The organism is Paenibacillus sp. FSL K6-1558, from assembly GCF_038002565.1.
GTDB classification, from domain to species: Bacteria; Bacillota; Bacilli; order Paenibacillales; family Paenibacillaceae; genus Paenibacillus; species Paenibacillus polysaccharolyticus.
This window is the reverse complement of sequence record NZ_JBBOCV010000001.1, coordinates 1,526,167-1,547,346: the sequence shown is the minus strand read 5'-3', so window position 1 is coordinate 1,547,346 and position 21,180 is coordinate 1,526,167. Positions and strand designations below refer to the sequence as shown.

Here is a 21,180-nt window from a genome sequence, read left to right as displayed (position 1 = left end):
AAGCAGGGGATGTCAATTTGGCCTTACAGAGACTCACTAAAACCATTTATGCAGCTTCACCACTACAATCAATAAAAGGAGAATATCATCCATGGACGTTATTGTTAACCCTACCCCTAATTTGAACGGGGAAATCGGAGCTTTGTCCTCCAAAAACTACACCACCCGTTACCTGCTGGCCGCTGCGCTGGCGGAAGGAACAAGCACGATTCATTTTCCGGCACATAGTGAGGACAGCGATGCGATGCGCAGATGTATTCGCGATCTGGGCGCTGTGCTGGAAGAAGACGACAGCAAAATCGTCATTCAAGGTTTCGGAAGCCACCCCCGTGATGTACGTGAATTAAACGTAGGCAATGCCGGGGCAGTACTTCGTTTCCTGATGGGGGTTACCGCACTATGCCCTGAGGTAACTTTTGTGAATACATACCCTGATTCACTGGGTAAACGGCCGCATGATGATTTGATTGATGCACTTGGTCAAATGGGGGTACAGGTAGAGCATCAGCAAGGGCGACTGCCGATTACAATTAAAGGCGGTCAGGCCAAAGGCGGACATATTCGCGTGTCTGGTTCTGTAAGCTCTCAGTATTTGAGCGCCTTGCTGTTTGTTACTCCGTTGCTTGCTGAAGACAGCACAATTGAGGTTCTGAATGATTTGAAATCCAAAGTGGTCATCGGTCAGACGCTGGAGGTTCTTGAACAAGCAGGGATCATCATCCACGCAAGCGATGATTACATGTCCTTCCGTGTACCTGGCGGACAGGCATACAAGCCAACAACGTATACTGTGCAAGGGGATTACCCTGGCTCGGCTGCCGTACTTGCTGCCGCAGCAGTTACACAGTCTGATGTGAAAATTCTCAGGCTGATGGAGCAGAGCAAGCAAGGGGAACGTGCCATCGTCGATGTGTTGCGTATGATGGAAGTGCCGCTCACTCATGAGAATGATGTGGTTCATGTTCAAGGAAATGGCCGATTGAAGGCGGTTGAATTCGACGGAGATGCGGCTACGGACGCCGTATTGGCTATGGTAGCGGCAGCAGTATTTGCGGAAGGGACGTCACGGTTTTATAATGTAGAGAACCTGCGTTACAAGGAATGTGACCGAATTACGGATTATTTAAATGAACTCCGCAAGGCTGGAGCGAACGTCGAAGAGCGTCAGGCTGAGATTATCGTACACGGGCGTCCGGAAGGTGTCGAGGGCGGCGTAGAGATTAATGCTCACTATGACCACCGTGTCATTATGGCGCTTACTGTCGTGGGTCTGCGAGCAAAGCAACCTATCCGTATTCGGGATGCACACCATGTAGCCAAGTCATATCCGCAATATTTTGATCATTTGCAGGCGCTTGGCGCCTCGGTTCAGTGGGTAAAAGAGTAAATTAACACGTTAAGCAGAAAAGGATGGTGCTTGAACATGGAATTTAACAACCCTACTCGAGAAGAAATTGGACACATTTTGCGCAATGCAGGCAACATCGCTGTTGTCGGCTTATCGGACAAATCAGATCGTACCTCGTATATGGTCGCGGAAGCGATGCAGAGCAGAGGATACCGCATTATCCCTGTTAATCCGCAAGCACAGGGAGAGATTCTTGGCGAGAAGGTGTATGCCACACTCGCAGATATCCCCGAGCCTGTAGATATTGTTAATGTTTTTCGGCGTGAGGAGTTCTGCGCGGAAGTCGCTCGTGAAGCTGCTGCGATCAAGGCCAATGTATTATGGCTTCAACTCGGCATTCATAACGATGAGGCTGTCCAGATTGCGGCAGAGAACGGCATGACTGTAGTCACCAATCGTTGTATCAAGGTAGAAGATTCCATCGTTCTGCGCGGCGCTGGCCGCGGCTAAGAGGCCATGCTGTCGTCATGAATTCGTTCTTGGCATCGCATATCCAATTCAGGATTGTAATGAACATCCCGCGTCTTTTCTAAGACACGGGATTTTTCCTGTTAAACATGATGCTTTTGCTTTGACAAAATGCTGTGTAAAGCTTACCATCTAGGATAGAAAGGAGAGGTCGCCATGAATTGGCTCGGATCCTTGCAGCAGCTCGGAAGAGCGGTTATGTTGCCTACAATGGTCCTGCCCGCTGCTGCCATTTTGCTCAGTGTGGGTAGTCTGCCCTGGAACGCCTGGGGAATGGGAGTTGTTGGTGAAGTGTCTACCGTGGCCGGACACGGTATTTTTTATTTTTTGCCGTATTTGTTCGCTGTCGGTGTGGCGCTGGGGCTCTCCAACCAGGCCGGTCAAGCTGGACTTGCAGCGTTGGCTGGTATCGTTATCTATGATCAGGTTACCCGAAATTTCGGGGATGGTACGGTGCAACCTGCATCATTAATTGGAATTATACTCGGTGCATTTGCCGGTGGAATGCATAATCGGTTCAAAAGTATCAAACTGCCCGAAATCTTGCAATTTTTCGGCGGATCAAGGTTTGTTTTGCTTATCGTCGGACTCTGTTCGGCTCTTTTTTCCTGCTTTATGTTATGGCTTGCTCCGGTTCTGCAACATGGTCTGAATTCCATTGCAACATGGGAATACAGTCTTGGCGGTTTCGGATTGTTCATCTATGGTGTGTTATACAGGGTGCTGGTTGCTTTTGGGCTTCATCATCTGCTGAATAACGTATTCTGGTTCCAGCTAGGAACCTATGAAACGCCGAGTGGCAATATTGTGCAAGGGGATTTGCCACGTTTCTTTGCTGGTGATCCGTCAGCTGGATTTTTTATGGCTGGACTTTTCCCGATTATGATGTTTGCTATCCCGGCGATTGCATTTGCCATTATTCAAGAGGCCAGGGAAGATTTAAAACCAAAAATCAGAAAAACGTTTCTGACTTCTGCATTGGTTTGTTTTTTAACAGGGGTGTCCGAGCAGATCGAGTTTGCTTTTCTTTTCGCGGCGCCGTATCTGTTTATCGTACATGCAGTGATGTCCGGGGTGGCCATGTGGCTAAGTTATTGGCTAGATATAAGGCATGGTTTCTCATACTCGGCTGGCGTTATTGATTACATACTCAATTTCCATCTGTCTGAGAATGCTTGGAAGCTCATTCCGATTGGCATACTATATGGGCTGGTCTATTATTTTCTGTTCCGCTGGGCGATTCGTACGTTCAAAATTCCGACACCAGGGCGAGAAGAAGGGTCTATGCTGGAAGATTGGGTTGGAAATATCCCTTATCAAGCTCCGTTGATTCTCGAAGCATTGGGCGGGAAAAGCAACATCGTGCAGGTGGAGGCATGTATTACACGCCTGCGTCTGACGGTTCACGATGATCGGTTGATCGATACGGGAGCAATGAAGAATCTGGGTTCTGCTGGACTGATCAAGCTCGGCGGTGGTAACGTGCAGGTTGTATTCGGCACCTATTCCGAATTGATTCGGGAAGAGATTGCGAAGTTGCTGGAACGGGATTTGCAGCAGGTACTGTTCGCAGCACCTGTGCAGGGGAAAATGCTTCCGATTGAGGAAGTGCCAGATCAGATTTTTGCAGCCAAGCTCGTTGGAGACGGTGTTGCTTTTGTACCGGAGCGAGGAGAACTGGTGTCGCCTGTCTTTGGAACGATCATGCATTTGTATCCGACGATGCATGCCCTAGGCATTTCTACACGAGAGGGACTGGAGGTTCTGCTTCATATCGGGATCGACACCTCACAGCTGAAAGGGCATTTTGAAGCGTTTGTACAAGAAGGGGATACCGTTGAGCCTGGACAACTGCTGATCAAGTTTGATCTAGCCGTATTACGTGAACAAGCTGCGTCACTCACGACTCCGATGGTCATTACGAATCCGGATCGTGTAAAATCGTGGAGTTTTGCTCCATTCAAGCAAGTGAAGAAAGGTCAGGCATCCGTCATGTCCGTGGTGCTCTATGACAGGAACGTTGGAGGGGTAGAATGAAGATACAAGGCATCAATGGAGCTGCAGGCATCGCCATCGGCAAAGCATTTGTCCTGCCCAGCTGGGAATGGGATCTACCCGACCAGAAGATGGATTCGGTGGATCTTGCCCAGGAATTCGAACGGCTGTACGAGGGGATACGGACATCGAAGGATGAGATCGAATATATCAAAAATGAATTTAAAGAAGTTGTAGGACCTGAGGAATCCAGCATCTTTGATGCGCATCTGGCGATTCTGGAAGATCCGGTTTTCATGAATGAAATACGTGGCATTATTGAGCGTCAGTATAAGGCGGCAGAGGTGGCGGTAAAAGAGGCGATAGACCACTTTGTCACCATGTTTGACCTTCTGGAAGATGAATATATGAAGGAGCGGGCGATCGATATCAAGGATGTCGGTAACCGCCTGCTTAAACATCTTCTGGGTGCACCTGAAATTACGTTACCTTCAGATACACAACCTTACATTCTCGTTGCTAAAGAGCTGTCACCGTCTCAATTGGCGCATTTAAATCCAAGCTATGTTTTGGGTATTGTTACGCTTATTGGAGGTAAAACGTCTCACTCGGCCATTATGGCACGTGCACTCGGGATTCCTCTCGTTTCCGGATTGGAAGCGAGTCTTGGCATGCCGGTCGAAACAGGGGACATGCTTGTCGTTGACGGTGATAATGGGTTGGTATTCACAGACCCGGATCGCAAAACCATTGAACGTTACACGATGCTTCGCAACAAGGAGATGCAGAAAAAAGAACAGTTGCAGGTGCTTGCCACCGTAGATGCGGTGACCAAGGATGGATCTGTGCTGAAGCTTGCTTCCAACATCAGCTCCGTGAAGGAGCTTGATCTGGCTTTGAAACACGGAGCCAAAGGTGTAGGTTTGTTCCGCACTGAATTCCTGTATATGGATCGTTCGACCTTCCCTGGAGAGCAGGAACAGTATGAGGTGTACCGGCTTGTTGCCGAGAAAACAGCTGGACAGGCGGTTGTGATTCGCACACTCGACATTGGGGGCGACAAAGAGCTCGATTATTTTGAATTACCAGAAGAAGATAATCCGTTTCTGGGCTATCGAGCCATTCGAATCAGTTTGGATCGTAAGGATCTGTTCAAAACGCAGCTGACGGCCATTCTACGCGCAAGCGCAGCGGGCAATGTGAAAATTATGTATCCCATGATCTCATCGGTTGAGGAGTTGCAACAAGCCAACGAAATCCTTCGGGAAGCGATGGCTGATCTGGATGAACGGGGCTTGGCCTACGATGCAAATATTCAGGTAGGCATCATGATTGAGGTCCCTGCTGCCGTGATGATTGCAGATCTTCTTGCGGAAGAAGCAGATTTCTTCAGTATCGGAACAAATGATCTGGTACAGTATGTGCTAGCAGTAGACCGAATGAATGAACAGATTGCTCATATGTATCATCCGTATCATCCGGCTGTGCTGCGTATGCTACGAGCGACCGTAGACGCAGCACATACGGCTGGGATTGACGTTAGTGTGTGTGGTGAGATGGCAGGGGACGAACGCTCCATTCCGCTATGGCTGGAACTCGGGATTCGTCATCTCAGCATGTCTCCGCAATCCTTGCTGCGCGTGAAGCATAGAGTTTTGAATACTACGGCTGCTGATGCGAAGGAGGAGGCACGCAAGTGTTTTACCCTCAGAACGAGCAGTGAAATTGAACAGCGTTTGCAGATATTTAATGATGCGAGCGGCAGTCCTGACGATCAGAGCGGATCAAACGCATCTTAAAGTAAACTGACTGCACGCATTAGCAGACGAGCAATACCTTTAAATTAATATATTCACTTTTGTACCACTTTTTCCAAAAGATATAAAAACCGCCATGCATAGGATTGCATAGCGGTTTTTTCTTTATTTTTCGTTTTACCTTGCTGTTATTTGGCTATTTTTGCAGCGAGTGCATCACAGAAAGCTTTTCCATAAGGAGGGAGATCCGGTGGACGACGAGCGGAGATGATATGCCCATCCACGACAACGGCTTCATCTTTCCATATCGCACCTGCATTCTCCATGTCGTCCCGAATGCCTGGCGTTGAGGTTACGGTGACTCCGTTCAAAATTTTGGCAGAGATGAGTACCCAGCCTGCATGGCAGATTTGCCCGATCGGCTTGTGGTCTGCATGCATCTCTTTTACAAGCTCCAGCACTTTGGGGTAGCGCCGTAGTTTATCTGGAGCCCATCCTCCCGGCACCAGTATTCCATCATAATCGGAACTGCTGAGCTCATCGAAACTGTATTCAGCGGTAGCAGGAACACCATATTTGCCGACGTATGTTTTTCCTTTTTGCTCGCCAGCCAGATGCACATCGGCACCTTCTTCACGGACGCGGTATACCGGGTACCACAGCTCCAGATCTTCAAATTCTTCATCAACCAGTGCGATGACTTTTTGACCTGATAATCTCATATATGAACTCTCCTTCGATAATGAATTTGGCAGATCGCGTCTTATATTGTACCAGATTTGCTAATTGGCTTCCTAATTTAAGTATGTTTAAGTACAAGTTCTCATCTGGATAGAACGATTTCAAACCAACCCGAGCCTTCATTCGACAACCTTCATCTGGTGACAGTGGTAATTTGTGCAACCTTTAGTTTACAGCAGGATTTAGGCGGAAATAGGTCGAATGGTACATACATAGAGAGTAAAGAACGAATGAGGTGATGGTTGTGCGCAAGTCGTGCAGATGTGGACATGTAATGGAATTGGAATTAAGAACGGTCGTATACGCCAAGAAGGTAGAAATTCGTAATGTACCTGTTTTTGCGTGTGCAGACTGTGTATCATACGAGGTGTTGCAGCCGGTGAAACTGGATTTGACAGAATGTATTAGCAAACTGGGTGAACAGCCCGTGAAGCAGGATGTCTTTTTTGGGGAACAGAATGAACTAGCTGACCTGCTTCACGAGCAGCTTCTGGCCTGGCCGGAGGCCACGGATCAAGAGATGGAATACCGAATGAAAGAGGCGGTAGAGGCACGAATCAATCTATTGCTCGATATTATGAGCTACGCACACAAAGCGGAAGACAAGGCGTGGATTGAGGATACGGAGCGCAGACTGGCACAGTTGTCGGGTTTTGTATGGCAGGCGCATTTCTCAAATGCCGTCTAGTTTTGACGTGTAGAATGTTTGTTTTCATGAAAATTGGATTTTTTGCTCACTTTTTGTTAAGATATCGAAGAGTGAAAACGCTCAACAAGGCGTTATTGCTGATTAAGGGGGATGTATAACGAATGGCTGACATGACTAAAATGACAAGTATTGAACAGCTAAACTCCGCTGTGCAGGCGACGGAGGATCAACCCTTGCTTCTGTTCAAGCATAGTACCCGCTGTCCAATCAGCGCACATGCTTATCAGGAGATGAATGATTATCTGCATAACTCTCCGAATGAAAGCGTGAAATATGGCATCATCTATGTGGTGGAAGATCGTCCGGTATCTAACGAAGCAGCTGAGAGACTGGGTGTTAAGCACGAATCTCCCCAAGTTATTCTGGTCAAAAAGGGAAATCCAGTATGGCATACTTCCCATTCAGAGATTACCAGTAAGATGCTTGCTAACACTTTAAGTGAGTCCTAGAGCCTATTTTAATTGATTAATGCAATAATTTGTCGTAATATAAATCTTAATGAAAATGGAATGAAAATTTACTGGTAATGGAGCGAAGTACTGTGACGGTAACCATTTATGATGTGGCACGTGAAGCTGGAGTGTCTATGGCAACGGTATCACGGGTAGTCAATAATAACCCTAATGTCAAACCGCAAACGCGGAAAAAAGTATACGAAGCAATTGAACGACTCGGATATCGTCCGAATGCGGTAGCACGTGGTCTGGCGAGCAAAAAGACAACGACAGTTGGAGTCGTTATTCCGGACATTTCGAACTCCACCTTTGCGGAGATTGCCCGCGGAATCGAAGATATTGCGAATATGTACCACTACAATATCATTCTGTGTAATGCGGACAAAAAGAAAGAAAAAGAAATTCGTGTTATCAACACCCTGCTGGAGAAACAAGTGGATGGACTGCTCTTCATGGGCGGTACGGTAACGGATGAACACATTCAAGCGTTCCAGTCTGCAGCAGTTCCAATCGTATTGTGCGCAACAAGTGATGAGAAGGGCACATTCCCTTCTGTTGATATTGATCATGAAGCAGCTGCGTTTGATGCTGTCAACACACTCATTCGCCACGGTCACAAAGAGATCGCGATGATCAGTGGAACGTTGCAGGATCCGGCTAACGGGTTTGCACGTTTCCAAGGGTACAAGAAGGCACTGGAAGCAGCGGGTATTGAATATCAAGAGGATCTGGTACGCATCGGTAACTATCGTTATGAATCCGGTGTGGAAGCGATGAAATACTTCCTTGGACTCAAGAAAAAACCGACTGCGATCTTTGCTGCAACAGATGAAATGGCGATTGGTGCAATTCACAGCATTCAAGACGATGGATTGAAAGTACCGGATGACTTCTCCATTATTAGTGTGGATAACATTCGTATGGCTTCCATGGTGCGTCCACAGTTAACAACTGTTGCACAGCCGATGTATGATCTGGGCGCGGTAGCGATGCGTTTGCTGACCAAACTGATGAAGAAAGAAAATGTGGAAAATCCAAGAGTGATTTTGCCGCATGAAACCATTCTTCGTCTGTCTGTAAGTCACGCGGGTTAATTGACTAGTTTATTAAGTAAGCGAAAGGGAGATTCAATTCTCTCTACATAGATATTGATTGTGCAGGAGCTCCGGAAACGGAGCTTTTGTGCTTAAAACGGCTTGGGTAATGACATGATCTCACATACAGAACGGGAACAGGGAGGATACAACAGTGCGTGAAACGATAGGAATTATGGGTGCTATGGATGAGGAAGTGGAACTTCTGCTTCAGGGTATGAAACAACTTGAAACGGTGAAGCAGACAGGGATTACGTATGTCGCCGGTGAGTGGCTTGGCAAGCAGATTGTGGTATGCAAGTCAGGCGTAGGGAAAGTAAATGCGGCGGTAACTACGCAGATTCTGATTGATCGTTTTCAGGTGAATCGAGTGATTTTTACAGGTGTAGCAGGAGCAGTTCATCCCGAATTGAACATTGGCGACATGGTTATTTCTTCAGTGTGTGTGCAGCACGACATGGACGTAACGCCACTAGGATTCGAACGTGGAGTGATACCGTACCAGGAGACATCGGCATTCCCGGCAGAGCCTGCGTTAATCTCGCTTGCTGAAGAAGCGTGCAAGGCGCAGGGCGCTCAATATCGGATTGGCAAGGTGTTGTCGGGTGATCAGTTTATTGCCAGCAAGGAAACCGTAAACATGCTCTATAGAGAGATGGACGGAGCTTGTGCAGAGATGGAAGGGGCTGCGGTGGCTCAAGTATGTCACATGAACCATGTACCCTTCGTTGTGCTACGCAGCATGTCTGACAAGGCAGACGGTTCTGCACATGTGAATTTTGCCGAGTTCACGGTGCAGTCTTCTCAGCGTTCCCATCGTATTGTTGAGCACATGCTTGAACATATGTGATTTGAGAAACGTGACTTACCCGCAATGAGACACGAATAAACCGAAATGAGACACCAATAAACCGCCTCACAGATGCATTTTCCGTTTACGTTGGAGAATGATCTGCAAGGCGGTTCTTTTATGTATTCAATTCGCGATTCGTACCTTTTATCTTTTTCTTTAATACATAAACCGATGACGAAAGCGGACACGGTCAAACTGTTCCTCCGAGGTCATGGGTACTTGACTGCCGATCCGAACCATAAGGCAATTCGCAGGATGGGAGCAGATTTCAGGATCATCTGTCGCGTACCAGGTCATATCAATGTTTTGCATAAGCCGCTCCATCATTTTGCGATAATCCCATACCGATAGTCCGCTGCCTTTCAAGTCCCAGTGCCAGTAATACTCTGTCGTGAAAATAATATAGTTCTCCATATACGTATCTTGCATCGCAGTAAGGAGCATTTCACGGCCTACACCAAGAGAGCGATACTCGTCTGCGACTTCGATGGCTCCAAGCTCGATTAGGTCTGTCATATTGCCCTCGGACCAGCGTTCACACTCATCTGCGTAGTGAAAAGTAACGTATCCGATGATGATATTATTCTCATGGGCAATTATAATTCGCCCTTCGGGTAAGGCGGCAATCTCGGCAATGGCTTCTTGTTGCTCTGTTGGGCGCCGAAAGGCATCCAGATCGGAGTGAAACGTCAATTCCATAATCTGTTCTGCGGGCACGGGCCCCTCAACCGTAATTCGGTGGTTGGACTTGAAAATGGAACGTATATGATGCTTCTTGATATGCTCCATGGTTCATACCCCTCTCTCCCCCTACTTATAGCAAAAAACCAAAAAAATGAAAAGCCGTAGACGATGTTTGATCCAATTTGCTATAATTGCGTTGACAAAAAATGTTCACAATTCAACACCGTTTGAGTGCATCGGTTGGGTCAGGCAAGTACATGACGAGAAGTTCTCTCTACTAATGTAAGCGCTAACTGGAAGTTCAGTCAACACAAAGGCAATACGAATGAACCCTGAAGGGAATCGAAATGTCGAGTTGAAGGAGGCTGGCAAGCATGAGTCAAGCACATAATGAGATGCTGCAAACGGTGGTGTCTGAATCGAATCTGGGTGATTATACGGAAGCAAGAAGCCGGTTCGATTGGGAAACGGTAGAAAGGCACTTTACGTGGCACGCCAGCGGCAAAGTGAATATGGCACATGAGGCGATTGATCGCCATGTCCTGGAAGGCAGAGGTGGGAAGACGGCCTTGCTCTACAGCGATGCTTCTCGTGAGGAAGCTTACACTTTCGCAGATCTGAGCGAGCAGTCGAGTCGTTTTGGTAATGTGTTGCGTAAATATGGCGTAGCTAAAGGAGATCGTGTTTTTATTTTCATGCCACGAAGTCCTGAGCTGTATTTCAGTTTGCTGGGAATTTTGAAAGTGGGCGCTGTAGCGGGTCCTTTATTCGAGGCCTTTATGGAAACGGCGGTGAAGGATCGGTTGGAGGACAGTGGTGCTGTTGCGCTCGTGACCACGCCTGAGCTTCTGGGACGGATCAAACGCTCCGAATTACCAGAGCTGAAACATATTTTTATTGTCGGCGGTGGCCCGCAGTCTGAGGAAGGTCTTATTGATTTTGATGCAGAGATGTCTGCGGCTTCAGATGATATGGAAGTAGAATGGCTGACGCGCGAGGATGGACTGTTGATTCATTACACCTCGGGTTCAACAGGGAAACCGAAGGGTGTGTACCATGTTCAGAATGCGATGATTCAGCATTATTATACGGGTAAAGTTGTACTTGACCTGCGAGAAGATGATATATATTGGTGCACTGCCGATCCAGGTTGGGTAACAGGCACGTCGTATGGCATTTTCGCCCCTTGGCTTAACGGGGTAACAAATGTGATTCGTGGGGGACGTTTTAGTCCGCAGGACTGGTATAGCACAATCGAGAAAAACAAAGTAAGTGTATGGTACAGTGCCCCTACGGCGTTCCGTATGCTTATGGGCGCAGGGGACGAGACGATTGCCCAACATGATTTAAGTAGCTTGCGTCATGTCATGTCGGTAGGGGAACCGCTGAATCCGGAGGTCGTACGTTGGGGCTGGAAAGCGTACGGTCAACGAATTCATGATACATGGTGGATGACCGAGACGGGAGCACAGTTAATCTGTAACTACCCGGGTATGCCGATTAAACCAGGTTCCATGGGACGTCCTTTACCGGGTGTTGAAGCAGCTATTATCGATGATCGTGGACAAGAGCTCCCTCCATACAGTATGGGGAATCTGGCGATCCGCACACCTTGGCCGTCGATGATGGCAAAAATCTGGAATAATCCAGCGAAGTATGAGGAGTACTTCAGACTGACAGGCTGGTATGTATCCGGGGATTCAGCGTACATGGACGAAGACGGATACTTCTGGTTCCAGGGACGCATCGACGATGTCATCAACTCTTCAGGTGAGCGCATTGGACCATTTGAAGTGGAAAGTAAACTGGTAGAGCACCCAGCGGTTGCTGAGGCTGGCGTGATCGGTAAACCGGATGTGACACGCGGAGAGATCATTAAAGCGTTTGTCGCGCTTCGTGAGGGGTATGAGGCGACGCCGGAACTGAAGGAAGAAATCTATCGGTTTGTAAAAGAGGGCCTGTCCGCTCACGCTGCACCGCGTGAGATCGAATTCAAAGAAAGACTGCCGAAGACTCGTTCAGGCAAGATTATGCGCCGTGTGTTGAAGGCATGGGAACTTGATCTGCCAACAGGTGACTTATCCACCATTGAGGACTGAGTATCATGTAGAGTCAAAAAGGACATGAACATAAAAAAAGCCGCATGTCAGTGTATTCACACTGGACATGCGGCTTTTTCATTCGTTTACGATATTGGTTTGTCAACGGGTTTGTCACCCGTATTAAGGCTGATAGTGTATCGCTTCCGAGGATGCGGACTCTCCTACACTGTTGCTGGCAGATACTTTGAACCAGCCCCCCGTTGATGAAGGTACACCATAAACCATACTGGTACCTGAAGTGGTGCCAATTTTGGTGAAGGGTTCTGAACCTGTCTCGCTATAGAAGACAGCGTAGCTCTGCACGCCGTCCGTTTCCGAGTTCGGTGCCCACTGAATACGAAGTCCTTGGGAGAGCGCTGATACGCTCACTTGGCCTGGTGTGCTTGGAGCCGCCGTTGGTGCATTGTTGTTACTGACTGTTTCTCCAGGGGTTACCACCGTACCAGGTACCTCAATAGGCTCTTTGACTTCTGTATCAGGCGCACCAGCGCCTGCACTGCTCACCGTCGCACTTGGAGCAGATTCCTTGCCAGCAACGTCTACGGCAGTAACATAGAATGCGAAGTTGCCACTAGCTGTTGCGTAAGCTGAGAATGATCTGGACTCGCCTGTCAGTACAACCTGGCCTTGATTCTGGAATCCGGCACCACCGACTGAACGATAGAGGCGATACCCAACAACATCACTTTCAGGTGTAGCATTGAATGTGATGGATGCCCGTTCTCCCGAGATGGAGATGCGGACATTGCCAGGTGCATCTGGAGCTTTGCCGTTATCCTTGCGTGGATCAACCTCAGTTGGCAGATCAGCACCGGCATCCTCAGGCAGATAATATGCAAGCGACTCATGACGACTCATCCGTTTAAATGCATTTTGCAATTCTTTGATGAGATCGGAGATCGGTTTCTTACGCTTGACAACCGTTTTTTCCTTCAACATATCCGCAGGTGTTTCATCACGTGGAATGTAATTTACACCGTTGTAGGTAATATATTTCGCTTTAGCGACAGCATCATCACGGTCCTTCGGAATAAATTTGCTATTGAAAATGTCAGTAACAAATTTATCGGTCAGGGATGTTGGTAGCTTGCCACTGTATGCTGAGACCGTTCTGGTTTCAATACCAGAAGGTTTTTTGAATGAATTAGTAACAAACAGATCCTTCTGTGTTTCGACGACTTCATTCATAATTTTGGCCCAAAGCTGCTGAGCACGTTTGCGTTGTGATTTGTTTTCGAGTGTATTAATCGGCTGTTTATAACCAACCCACACACCGAGCGTAACATCTGGTGTATATCCCTCAAACCAGACATCGGCGTAGTTCTGGGTTGAACCTGTTTTACCGACAATAGGCACACTTGATCTGTACTTGTAGTTTTCCCGTACTTTATCGGCTGTACCTTCTGTTATAACGGTACGTAACATGTCCGTCATAAGATAGGCCGTCTGTTCCGAAAATGCCTGTACAGGCTCGCTTTCGTGTTTGTATACAATATTGCCTTTGGAATCCACAATTTTGCTGATCATATAAGAATCGTTGTAGACCCCTTTGTTAGCAATTGCACCGTAGGCATTTGTTAGTTCTTCCACAGTTACACCATATTGAAGTCCGCCGAGAACACCGGTCTGGGCCTGGTAATCCTGCTTCTGGATCGTTGTAATGCCAAGCTTTTTCGCAAAAGTCCAGGCTTTATCGATGCCAACTTCCTCATTAAAAAGCTTCAGAGCCGGAATGTTCAATGAGTAGTTCAATGCTCTACGAGCGGTTACCAAACCTTGGTAACGGTTGTTCGCATTCTTGGCGATATGGTATCCGCTAGGGCCGTCTTTCAAGATAATTGGCGCATCGTCAATGACGGAGGCCGGTTGAATAAGACCTTCCTCCAGAGCTGGCAGATAAGCCGCAATAGGTTTCATCGTAGAACCGGGCTGACGAATCATTTGAGTCGCATAGTTCATCTGTTCATCCTGGAAGCTTCGGCCTTCAATCATACCGAGGATTGCTCCTGTTTTATGATTGATCAGCATCGCTGCAGTCTGCTCTTTTCCCTTAACAGGATCATCTGCTGAGAAGTTGCTGTTATCCTCGGCAATCGTACGCATCGTTTTGTAGATGTTCTTGTTAATTGTTGTATAGATGCGATATCCGCCTGTGCGAAGCTGTGACTGAGCCTCTTCCAGAAGGGCACTGTTTTCCTTTTGCGATGCCTCGGCGTCGGTACTTTTGCCTGTTGCCTTAGTTTTGTCGGCATTCAGCTGCTGCATGATAATCTGTGCTGCTTGACGTTCCGTTTCCATCATAAGGTATGGATAAGTGTTATAGGCTTTAATGGTTTTCGGAGCAAGCGAGCTTTTGATATCAAAGGCAAGTGCATTGTTGTATTCCGATTGCGTGATTTTGCCAAGTTCCAGCATGCGGCGCAGAACCAGTTTTTGACGATTGATGGCGCGATCAAATTTATCCTCTACAAAATCGCCTTTACCGTTAAAGGCGGAGTAGGAAGAGGGAGACTGAGGTAATCCAACCAAATAAGCGGCCTGAGCTATATTTATTTTTTCGAGATCATTGATATTAAACAATCCCTTGGCGGCTGCTTTGATTCCGTAAACGTTGTATCCACTGGAACCATTGCCGAAAGGCACCTTGTTCAGGTAAGCGGTCATAATCTCGTCTTTGGTCAGAAAACGTTCCAGTCGAAGGGAAAGCAAAATTTCCTTTACTTTACGATCTTCCGTACGGTCCAAATTCAGAAATACACGTCTAGCCAATTGCTGCGTAAGCGTACTGCCACCCGTTTGTACTGATTCTTTCAGCACTTTTTGTTTCACGGCACGCAGTGTTCCGCTCATGTCTACACCTTTATGTTCGTAAAAATGATTGTCTTCAATCGAGATCACGGCATCAATAACTTTTTTGGGGATCTGGTCAAAGGTGACCGGACGTCTGTCTTCTTCCGTGCGAAGTTGACCAATCGGACTGCCGTCAGAAAAGTAAGCAAAGCCTGTGATGGAGTTTTCGCTGACTTTTTGTTCAATCAGGGCCCTTGACCGGACAGGTTCGTCTTTGACGATCGAACTGACGTAACCCATTAAAGCACCGCCAACGAATAGTATGCCCATAAATCCAAGGACAACCATCCACATAACGAAGCTACCTAGTTTGCGTGCAAAGCTACGCTTGCGTACAGGCGGATCTTCAGGCTTTTTCTTAGTAACATCAACCATTCAGTGTCTTCCTCCTTTTAACAGCACTAATTATAGCATAAAAAGACCCGTTTGCATGCCTGAGAAATACAAGTAATGGTCGAAATTTGCCAATCTGGAATGGATTATGATATATAGCATGTGATATCGAACAGCATTTCATGAGTTGCAAAAGTAAGGAAAAAGGCTGGAACTGCATGTAAGCAGGCCAGCCTTGAAGTCTATATAGAAAAGAGTGTTTGAAGAAAAATATAGTATCTTATGCTCATTAGGTTCTGAAACGCTGGATAAGTTCCAACAGTTCTTGTGTGAGGTGTGCCAAAGAAGCGGATGCAGCAGTGATTTCCTCCATAGATGCAAGCTGTTTCTCCGAAGCTGAGGCAACCTGGCTTGCGTGCGCTGCTGTTTCAAGACCAATCGTTTTAAGTTGCTCAAGTGATGAATCGACCTGTCGGGACTCATCTGACATCTGTTTGGCAATGGTGGAGACTTGTGCAATTTGTTGATTCACGTCGGCGATCTGTGATGAGATGGATGAGAATAGCTCACCACTCTCGTTCATTACATCGGCAATGTGAGTCACCTCGGTGCTTCCTTTTTCCATATTTTCAACGATAGCCGAAATCTCTTGTTGAACGGATTGGATCAACGCGGCAATGTCAGCAGCCGATTGTCTGGATTGCTCGGCTAAATTGCGAATCTCTGCAGCTACAACGCCAAAGCCACGTCCGTGTTCCCCCGCTCGCGAAGCTTCAATAGAAGCGTTGAGGGCGAGAAGATTCGTTTGTCGGCTTACTTCGGTAATCATACCCGTTATATGACCAATCTCTTCCGAGCGCTTTTTAAATTGCTCCAGTGCAGTCATGGAGGATTGGACAGAAGTGTTTGCACTCTCCACCATATGGATAGCTGCCTGCATTTTGTCTGTTCCGTATGAAGTTCGTTCCGTCACTGATTTTGATGTACTACTTACTTCGGCAGCAGCCTCAGCTATTCTTCCGATGCCCGTGGATATTTCGTTCATCGAGCGGGAGGAATGAAGTAACTCCTGAACTTGCTTCTCCGCTTTGTTTGCAACTTCCATTCCGGTAAGTGCCATCTGTTCGGCGGCTTTGCTTGTATCCTCTGCCCCGGCGGTTAATTGTTGCGAAGTTGAACCGACCGATAAGGCATGTTCAGATATAACAGAGATCGTATGGCGTAATGTATTCATCATGTTATTCATGTGAATGGCCATGACTCCAAATTCATCCTTCGATTTAACAGGCAACTTTTGTGTCAGATCACCATGCGCGAGTTGTCCTGCGACAACATTTACACGGTTCAATTGCTTTACTATGGATATGATGGTGTACGCGACCACACTTGCCAGTAGAAGTACCGCCAATATAGCGATGAGTACAGACCATTTCAAGCTATCGTAAAAAGGCTGGAGTATCACGCTTTTGGGTAATGCAGATACTAGATGCCAGCTAGAATCGGAGCCTTGAAGCTTGGCAGGTTCGGCAATAAATAATTCTGGTTTGCCATTGTCAACCGCAGTGTAGAACCCTGTATCATTCGACTGGATCCGCTGAATAAGTGCTTGGGTACTGGAAGAGAGCTCGGCATTCTCTTTGGTCAGTTCCGGTCTTGAGCCGTGCGCAGCAATGTGCCCTTCACTTGTAATCAGCATGGCATAGCCTTGGTCTGGATTCAGAGATGCAATATTTTGCTGGAAACCTTCAATCGTAAAATCGGCCCCAACGATGCCAAGAAAGGTATTGTTCTCATCAAGTAAAGGCAGAACGATGGATACGAGCAAGGTCTCTTTACCAGCAACTTTGTACGTAGTGGGCTCGGACCAATAGATGGTTTTGGTCGCCTTCGGCTGTTGATAGTATTTACTGGTTTCACTGTTTCCCTCATAAGTAGTGAGCGGTTCAAAATGCAAGGAGCTTCCATCCCGGATAACGTAAGGGATAAAACGGCCTGTTTCATCATCGTATTTATCCTTATTCACATGTTCTGCATCTTTGCCGTCAAAGGCATTGGGCTCCCATCCGGTATAAAAACCAAAAACCTTTTCGTCCTTTTTCAAGTATTCTTCCAAAAGCCTTACGATATCTTGACGGCTCAGCGTCCCATTTTTTGAAGCGTCCAGCAGGGTTGTACTCAAACTGTCGAGCGTATTTTTTACCTGGTTGATGTAAGTCATGAATTCGCTAGTAGCTGCACTTGCTGAGTGTTCGGCTACAGCTTCACCATATTGTATGCTTTTGTCGTATATGGCTTTGGTGTTAAAGGCAATTAATGCGCCGATCGAGCAGAGGAGCACTAATCCGAGCAGTAATCCTAGCTTTACCGCAAGCTTGGTATTTCGAAAAAATGACATGTGTAGCCCCCTAAGTTATCTTTCTATTTTGTGCGTGTTTCGATAAACATATTATCGTTATGTAGAGGCTAGTAATGAAGAGGGTCTGGGGAAGGAGTGAAAAAAAACAACAAAAAAGCAACTGCCGAGGAAATCTCGAACAGTTGCTTTTTTGTTGTGATGCAACGATTAACGGTTGTAGAACTCGACGATTTGTTTTTCATCGATGTCTTGGGACAATTCAGCACGCTCAGGCAAGCGGATGAATTTACCTTCTACAGCTGCTTCGTTGTATTCAACGTATGCTGGAAGATGCGAACGGTTTTCCAAAGCTTCCTTAACGGAAGTCAGACCGCGGCTTCTTTCACGCAAGCCGATTACATCGCCAGTGCTTACTTGGTAAGAAGCGATATCGACTTTTTTGCCGTTTACAGTTACGTGACCGTGTGCTACCAATTGACGCGCTCCAGCGCGGGAGTTAGCAAAGCCAAGACGGTAAACGAGGTTGTCAAGGCGGCACTCAAGCAAGAACATGAAGTTCTCACCGGCAATACCTTGCATTTTTTGCGCTTTGGAGAACAATGTGCGGAATTGTTTTTCACCCAAACCGTACATGTGGCGCAATTTTTGTTTTTCTTGCAACTGCATACCGTAGTTGCTCATTTTTCTGCGTTGGTTAGCTCCGTGCTGACCTGGAGGGAAAGGGCGTTTCAATTCTTTGCCTGTTCCGCTCAGGGAAATGCCGAGGCGACGGCTTAATTTAAATTTAGGACCAGTGTAACGTGCCATGTTTAAAGTAGCTCCTTTTTAGTTAAAGTTCATATAGGGCTCTGTTTGCGCTCCAATTTGTTGATGCGGGCTTGGCCTCGCATAGAACGATCAGGAAAGTTCAGCCGCTGTCCTGAAAGCAACAAAAAGAATGAGGGTGACACAACCGGTAATGCCCAAATTTAAAGACCGTATTAGTAGTCTTCATCAACAATTTATTCTACATTCTGAGAGGAGTAAAGTCAAGCAATACATAAAGCCAGAAAAACGTCTAAATTTGTCGATAGGTCATTAGGCCTAAAATAATGGGACGATTTTCTGAAATATGAGTGCAAAAAAGCTTCAAACAGAGTAAAATAGATGGTATCTTAACTTTAAACAATCTTATGTATCAAGGTTTTCGCTAATATTTTGCAGATTTGCGATAATTGATGCAGATTAATGCATCCCCCAGGATGCAAAAACGGTGCAAAGGAGCGCCTGACATGTTGGAACATCTAAGAAGTTTACCTACCAGTCTGAAGTTGCGAAGCGCGGGCGATTCCACATCGTTTACAGTGCTTCCATCTCATGATGACCATGCGTTGTGGATGCAAAAAATGGATATCACACCTTTTGACTTCTCATATTTAAGCAGTTTGTTAGGACAAGCCTTCAAAGATTGGACAAGCCAGACAGATTCTGTGCCAGGTGGGCCAATTGCTGCATACAGTGTTTGGAATACGGAAGGAGAGTGCATAGGAGAGGACTCCGGTCAGATTACCGATTCGGATATCAATGTACGTTCGATGGTTTTGGAGTGTGCTGAAAAGGAACAGACGTTATCTAGACGCGGAATTAGTAAACATGGGGAGTATCTGCTGATTGCCGAGCCTCTGTTTTCAAGAATCAATAAAGATATATTTGCTGTGTTTGTTGCGCTGGTCTTTGAATCCCACCGATCCGAAACGTCAGAAGCTGTGGTTCGATCTGAGGCATTGCATTACCGCACCTGCTTTTACCGAAGATTTGAATACATATTTATGACGGACTTGTTGCACTCACATGAACAAACCGCTCGGGAGGAACACCGAAGATCCATTCTTTTTCAGATCGTACAGCGTATGCATGACAAAATGGATGTCGGGGCGATATTGGACGAAGTATTTGTCAGTATGGACTACCTCTATCCTTCCACACACATTATGCTCTATATGTCTCAGGACCAGAGAAGCTTTAATCCACGAATTAAACCACTCCTTATTCAGGAGCGTGGAGAAGATATCTGTGTTCGCTCATTTATGGAGGGCAGACTGATTGTCTCCCGGTCCGATGAGTTGGACAAACGAATCATTGAGGTGGGGTTGCCGCTCAAAGGCAAGCAGGGCATATACGGAGTATTTCATATCGAAATGAACGAGGAATTGATGGAAGACTCCGATTTGCAACTGATTGCGATGATGGCGGATACAGCAGGGACAGCGTTCGAAAATGCAAAACTTCATGAGCAATCCCATATGTTGATTCAGGAACTTCGTGTAATCAATGATCTGACGCAGCGTCTTAACAAAAGCTTGCAATTGATGGAAATCTATCAGTTTTCCCAGCAAGAATTTAAAAATATCTTTCAGGCCGACTATTGCTGCATTTTGCAATTGAATGACAGTACGAACAGGTTTGAGGTGATGGCGACCAATGTAAAAGAGATTCGGCAGAGAACGTATCCTATGGATTCTGGTATTGCCGGTTACATGTATCAGACTGAAGAGCCATTAATCATATCTGACTATACGCAGTTTGATAAGGTAACTTCCAGTTTCATGGAATTAACAGGCGCGATGTCTCTGATTGCAGCACCAATTCGCGTGGATGGACAGGTGAAGAGTGCTATTCTGCTTGCCCATGTGCGGGAACATTTTTTCTCCTATGAGAACTACAGGTTACTACAAATGTTATCGATTCATCTGGGCCTTGCTTTAACCAATGCCACCCTGCATGCTGAGGTGCGCCGGTTGGCCAATCTGGACATGTTGACCGGACTGTACGTAAGGCATTACCTGGATAATATTATTCACGAACGTCAGGTTCATGATTACTGCGGCTCATTGGTTGTCGTTGATATCGATCAGTTCAAACAGGTGAATGATACTTTTGGTCACCAGACAGGGGATCAAGTATTAAAACAAGTCAGTGACATTGTTACAAGTTCGGTTCGAGCCGAGGATATTTGCGCAAGGTGGGGCGGTGAAGAACTGGCTATCTACATGCCTCAGATCGGAATTCAACAAGCGCTTGTGTATGCGGAACGAATCCGTACCCGAGTTGAGGCCGAGACGAGGCCGTCTGTCACGGTGTCAAGTGGCATTGCTGAATGGAACTGGATGGATGAAAAAGTAAGTGTAGAGTCCCTGTTTTACCGTGCAGATATGGCGCTGTACAGTGCAAAGAACGGTGGCCGGAATCGAATTGTCATAGAGGAACAGGAAGGTATACGATAAGAGAGAAACATTCCGGTTGCGGAGTCGTTTCTCTCTTTTTTTTGTTTTTTATGGAACCGGTATGTGGATCAAAGTCCATCTGGTTCGTTTGGTCGCATAGTAAGGAAGTATA

At 46.7% G+C, this 21,180-nt stretch carries 15 protein-coding genes; 10 read left to right on the top strand and 5 right to left on the bottom strand.

Annotated features, from left to right (window positions below; translation table 11 throughout):
* The first annotated feature begins 91 nt into the window (after positions 1–91).
* From aroA to ptsP, 4 genes are all read left to right on the top strand, one after another.
* Positions 92–1,387, top strand: coding sequence for a 3-phosphoshikimate 1-carboxyvinyltransferase (gene aroA, locus MHI38_RS06610; protein WP_154888272.1), 1,296 nt, complete (start codon positions 92–94; stop codon positions 1,385–1,387).
* Between the two features lie 36 nt (positions 1,388–1,423).
* The gene (locus MHI38_RS06605) at positions 1,424–1,858 is read left to right on the top strand and encodes a CoA-binding protein (protein ID WP_154888274.1); all 435 of its coding nucleotides are present in this window, start codon (positions 1,424–1,426) and stop codon (positions 1,856–1,858) included.
* Between the two features lie 174 nt (positions 1,859–2,032).
* Positions 2,033–3,913, top strand: a complete 1,881-nt coding sequence (locus MHI38_RS06600) for a glucose PTS transporter subunit IIA (protein ID WP_154888276.1) — start codon at positions 2,033–2,035, stop codon at positions 3,911–3,913.
* Entirely contained in the window at positions 3,910–5,670 is a 1,761-nt protein-coding gene (ptsP, locus tag MHI38_RS06595; RefSeq protein ID WP_090923675.1) for a phosphoenolpyruvate--protein phosphotransferase, read from the top strand. Before MHI38_RS06600 ends, ptsP begins: the two co-directional genes overlap by 4 nt.
* Positions 5,671–5,816: 146 nt before the next feature.
* Here the strand turns inward: ptsP and MHI38_RS06590 are convergent, their stop codons facing one another.
* Positions 5,817–6,350, bottom strand: coding sequence for a DJ-1/PfpI/YhbO family deglycase/protease (locus tag MHI38_RS06590; RefSeq protein ID WP_154888278.1), 534 nt, complete (start codon positions 6,348–6,350; stop codon positions 5,817–5,819).
* A 293-nt stretch (positions 6,351–6,643) separates the two neighbouring features.
* On the opposite strand from MHI38_RS06590, the gene MHI38_RS06585 reads away from it, so the two are divergent.
* The 4 genes from MHI38_RS06585 to MHI38_RS06570 all read left to right on the top strand — a co-directional run bounded on the left by MHI38_RS06585 (position 6,644) and on the right by MHI38_RS06570 (position 9,477).
* On the top strand, positions 6,644–7,057 hold the full coding sequence (locus tag MHI38_RS06585) for a hypothetical protein (protein ID WP_154888280.1): 414 nt from the start codon (positions 6,644–6,646) through the stop codon (positions 7,055–7,057).
* Positions 7,058–7,179: 122 nt separating this feature from the next.
* Positions 7,180–7,527, top strand: coding sequence for a bacillithiol system redox-active protein YtxJ (gene ytxJ, locus MHI38_RS06580; protein WP_090923672.1), 348 nt, complete (start codon positions 7,180–7,182; stop codon positions 7,525–7,527).
* A 92-nt stretch (positions 7,528–7,619) separates the two neighbouring features.
* Positions 7,620–8,627, top strand: coding sequence for a catabolite control protein A (ccpA, locus tag MHI38_RS06575; RefSeq protein WP_090923671.1), 1,008 nt, complete (start codon positions 7,620–7,622; stop codon positions 8,625–8,627).
* 175 nt (positions 8,628–8,802) lie between these two features.
* Positions 8,803–9,477, top strand: a complete 675-nt coding sequence (locus MHI38_RS06570; RefSeq protein WP_154888655.1) for a 5'-methylthioadenosine/adenosylhomocysteine nucleosidase — start codon at positions 8,803–8,805, stop codon at positions 9,475–9,477.
* Between the two features lie 159 nt (positions 9,478–9,636).
* Here the strand turns inward: MHI38_RS06570 and MHI38_RS06565 are convergent, their stop codons facing one another.
* Positions 9,637–10,269: a GNAT family N-acetyltransferase gene (locus MHI38_RS06565; protein ID WP_308723169.1), complete on the bottom strand. Its 633-nt coding sequence runs from the start codon at positions 10,267–10,269 to the stop codon at positions 9,637–9,639.
* A gap of 269 nt (positions 10,270–10,538) precedes the next feature.
* On the opposite strand from MHI38_RS06565, the gene acsA reads away from it, so the two are divergent.
* Positions 10,539–12,263, top strand: a complete 1,725-nt coding sequence (acsA, locus tag MHI38_RS06560) for an acetate--CoA ligase (RefSeq protein WP_154888282.1) — start codon at positions 10,539–10,541, stop codon at positions 12,261–12,263.
* Between the two features lie 123 nt (positions 12,264–12,386).
* On the opposite strand, the gene MHI38_RS06555 is transcribed toward acsA, so the two are convergent.
* The 3 genes from MHI38_RS06555 to rpsD all read right to left on the bottom strand — a co-directional run bounded on the left by MHI38_RS06555 (position 12,387) and on the right by rpsD (position 18,612).
* Entirely contained in the window at positions 12,387–15,491 is a 3,105-nt protein-coding gene (locus MHI38_RS06555) for a transglycosylase domain-containing protein (RefSeq protein WP_308723168.1), read from the bottom strand.
* 247 nt (positions 15,492–15,738) lie between these two features.
* Entirely contained in the window at positions 15,739–17,844 is a 2,106-nt protein-coding gene (locus tag MHI38_RS06550) for a methyl-accepting chemotaxis protein (protein ID WP_308723167.1), read from the bottom strand.
* Positions 17,845–18,012: 168 nt separating this feature from the next.
* Positions 18,013–18,612, bottom strand: coding sequence for a 30S ribosomal protein S4 (gene rpsD / locus MHI38_RS06545; protein ID WP_154888288.1), 600 nt, complete (start codon positions 18,610–18,612; stop codon positions 18,013–18,015).
* A 464-nt stretch (positions 18,613–19,076) separates the two neighbouring features.
* Here rpsD and MHI38_RS06540 point away from each other — a divergent pair, with 464 nt between their 5' ends.
* Positions 19,077–21,068: a sensor domain-containing diguanylate cyclase gene (locus tag MHI38_RS06540; RefSeq protein ID WP_341181055.1), complete on the top strand. Its 1,992-nt coding sequence runs from the start codon at positions 19,077–19,079 to the stop codon at positions 21,066–21,068.
* Positions 21,069–21,180: the final 112 nt, after the last annotated feature.

Coding starts and splice junctions, on each gene's coding strand:
- rpsD (WP_154888288.1), bottom strand. CDS start 18,612: ATGGCACGTTACACTGGTCCTAAATTTAAATTAAGCCGTCGCCTCGGC.
- ptsP (WP_090923675.1), top strand. CDS start 3,910: ATGAAGATACAAGGCATCAATGGAGCTGCAGGCATCGCCATCGGCAAA.
- aroA (WP_154888272.1), top strand. CDS start 92: ATGGACGTTATTGTTAACCCTACCCCTAATTTGAACGGGGAAATCGGA.
- MHI38_RS06565 (WP_308723169.1), bottom strand. CDS start 10,269: ATGGAGCATATCAAGAAGCATCATATACGTTCCATTTTCAAGTCCAAC.
- MHI38_RS06540 (WP_341181055.1), top strand. CDS start 19,077: ATGTTGGAACATCTAAGAAGTTTACCTACCAGTCTGAAGTTGCGAAGC.
- ytxJ (WP_090923672.1), top strand. CDS start 7,180: ATGGCTGACATGACTAAAATGACAAGTATTGAACAGCTAAACTCCGCT.
- MHI38_RS06605 (WP_154888274.1), top strand. CDS start 1,424: ATGGAATTTAACAACCCTACTCGAGAAGAAATTGGACACATTTTGCGC.
- MHI38_RS06590 (WP_154888278.1), bottom strand. CDS start 6,350: ATGAGATTATCAGGTCAAAAAGTCATCGCACTGGTTGATGAAGAATTT.
- MHI38_RS06600 (WP_154888276.1), top strand. CDS start 2,033: ATGAATTGGCTCGGATCCTTGCAGCAGCTCGGAAGAGCGGTTATGTTG.
- MHI38_RS06570 (WP_154888655.1), top strand. CDS start 8,803: ATGGGTGCTATGGATGAGGAAGTGGAACTTCTGCTTCAGGGTATGAAA.
- MHI38_RS06550 (WP_308723167.1), bottom strand. CDS start 17,844: ATGTCATTTTTTCGAAATACCAAGCTTGCGGTAAAGCTAGGATTACTG.
- acsA (WP_154888282.1), top strand. CDS start 10,539: ATGAGTCAAGCACATAATGAGATGCTGCAAACGGTGGTGTCTGAATCG.
- MHI38_RS06585 (WP_154888280.1), top strand. CDS start 6,644: ATGGAATTGGAATTAAGAACGGTCGTATACGCCAAGAAGGTAGAAATT.
- MHI38_RS06555 (WP_308723168.1), bottom strand. CDS start 15,491: ATGGTTGATGTTACTAAGAAAAAGCCTGAAGATCCGCCTGTACGCAAG.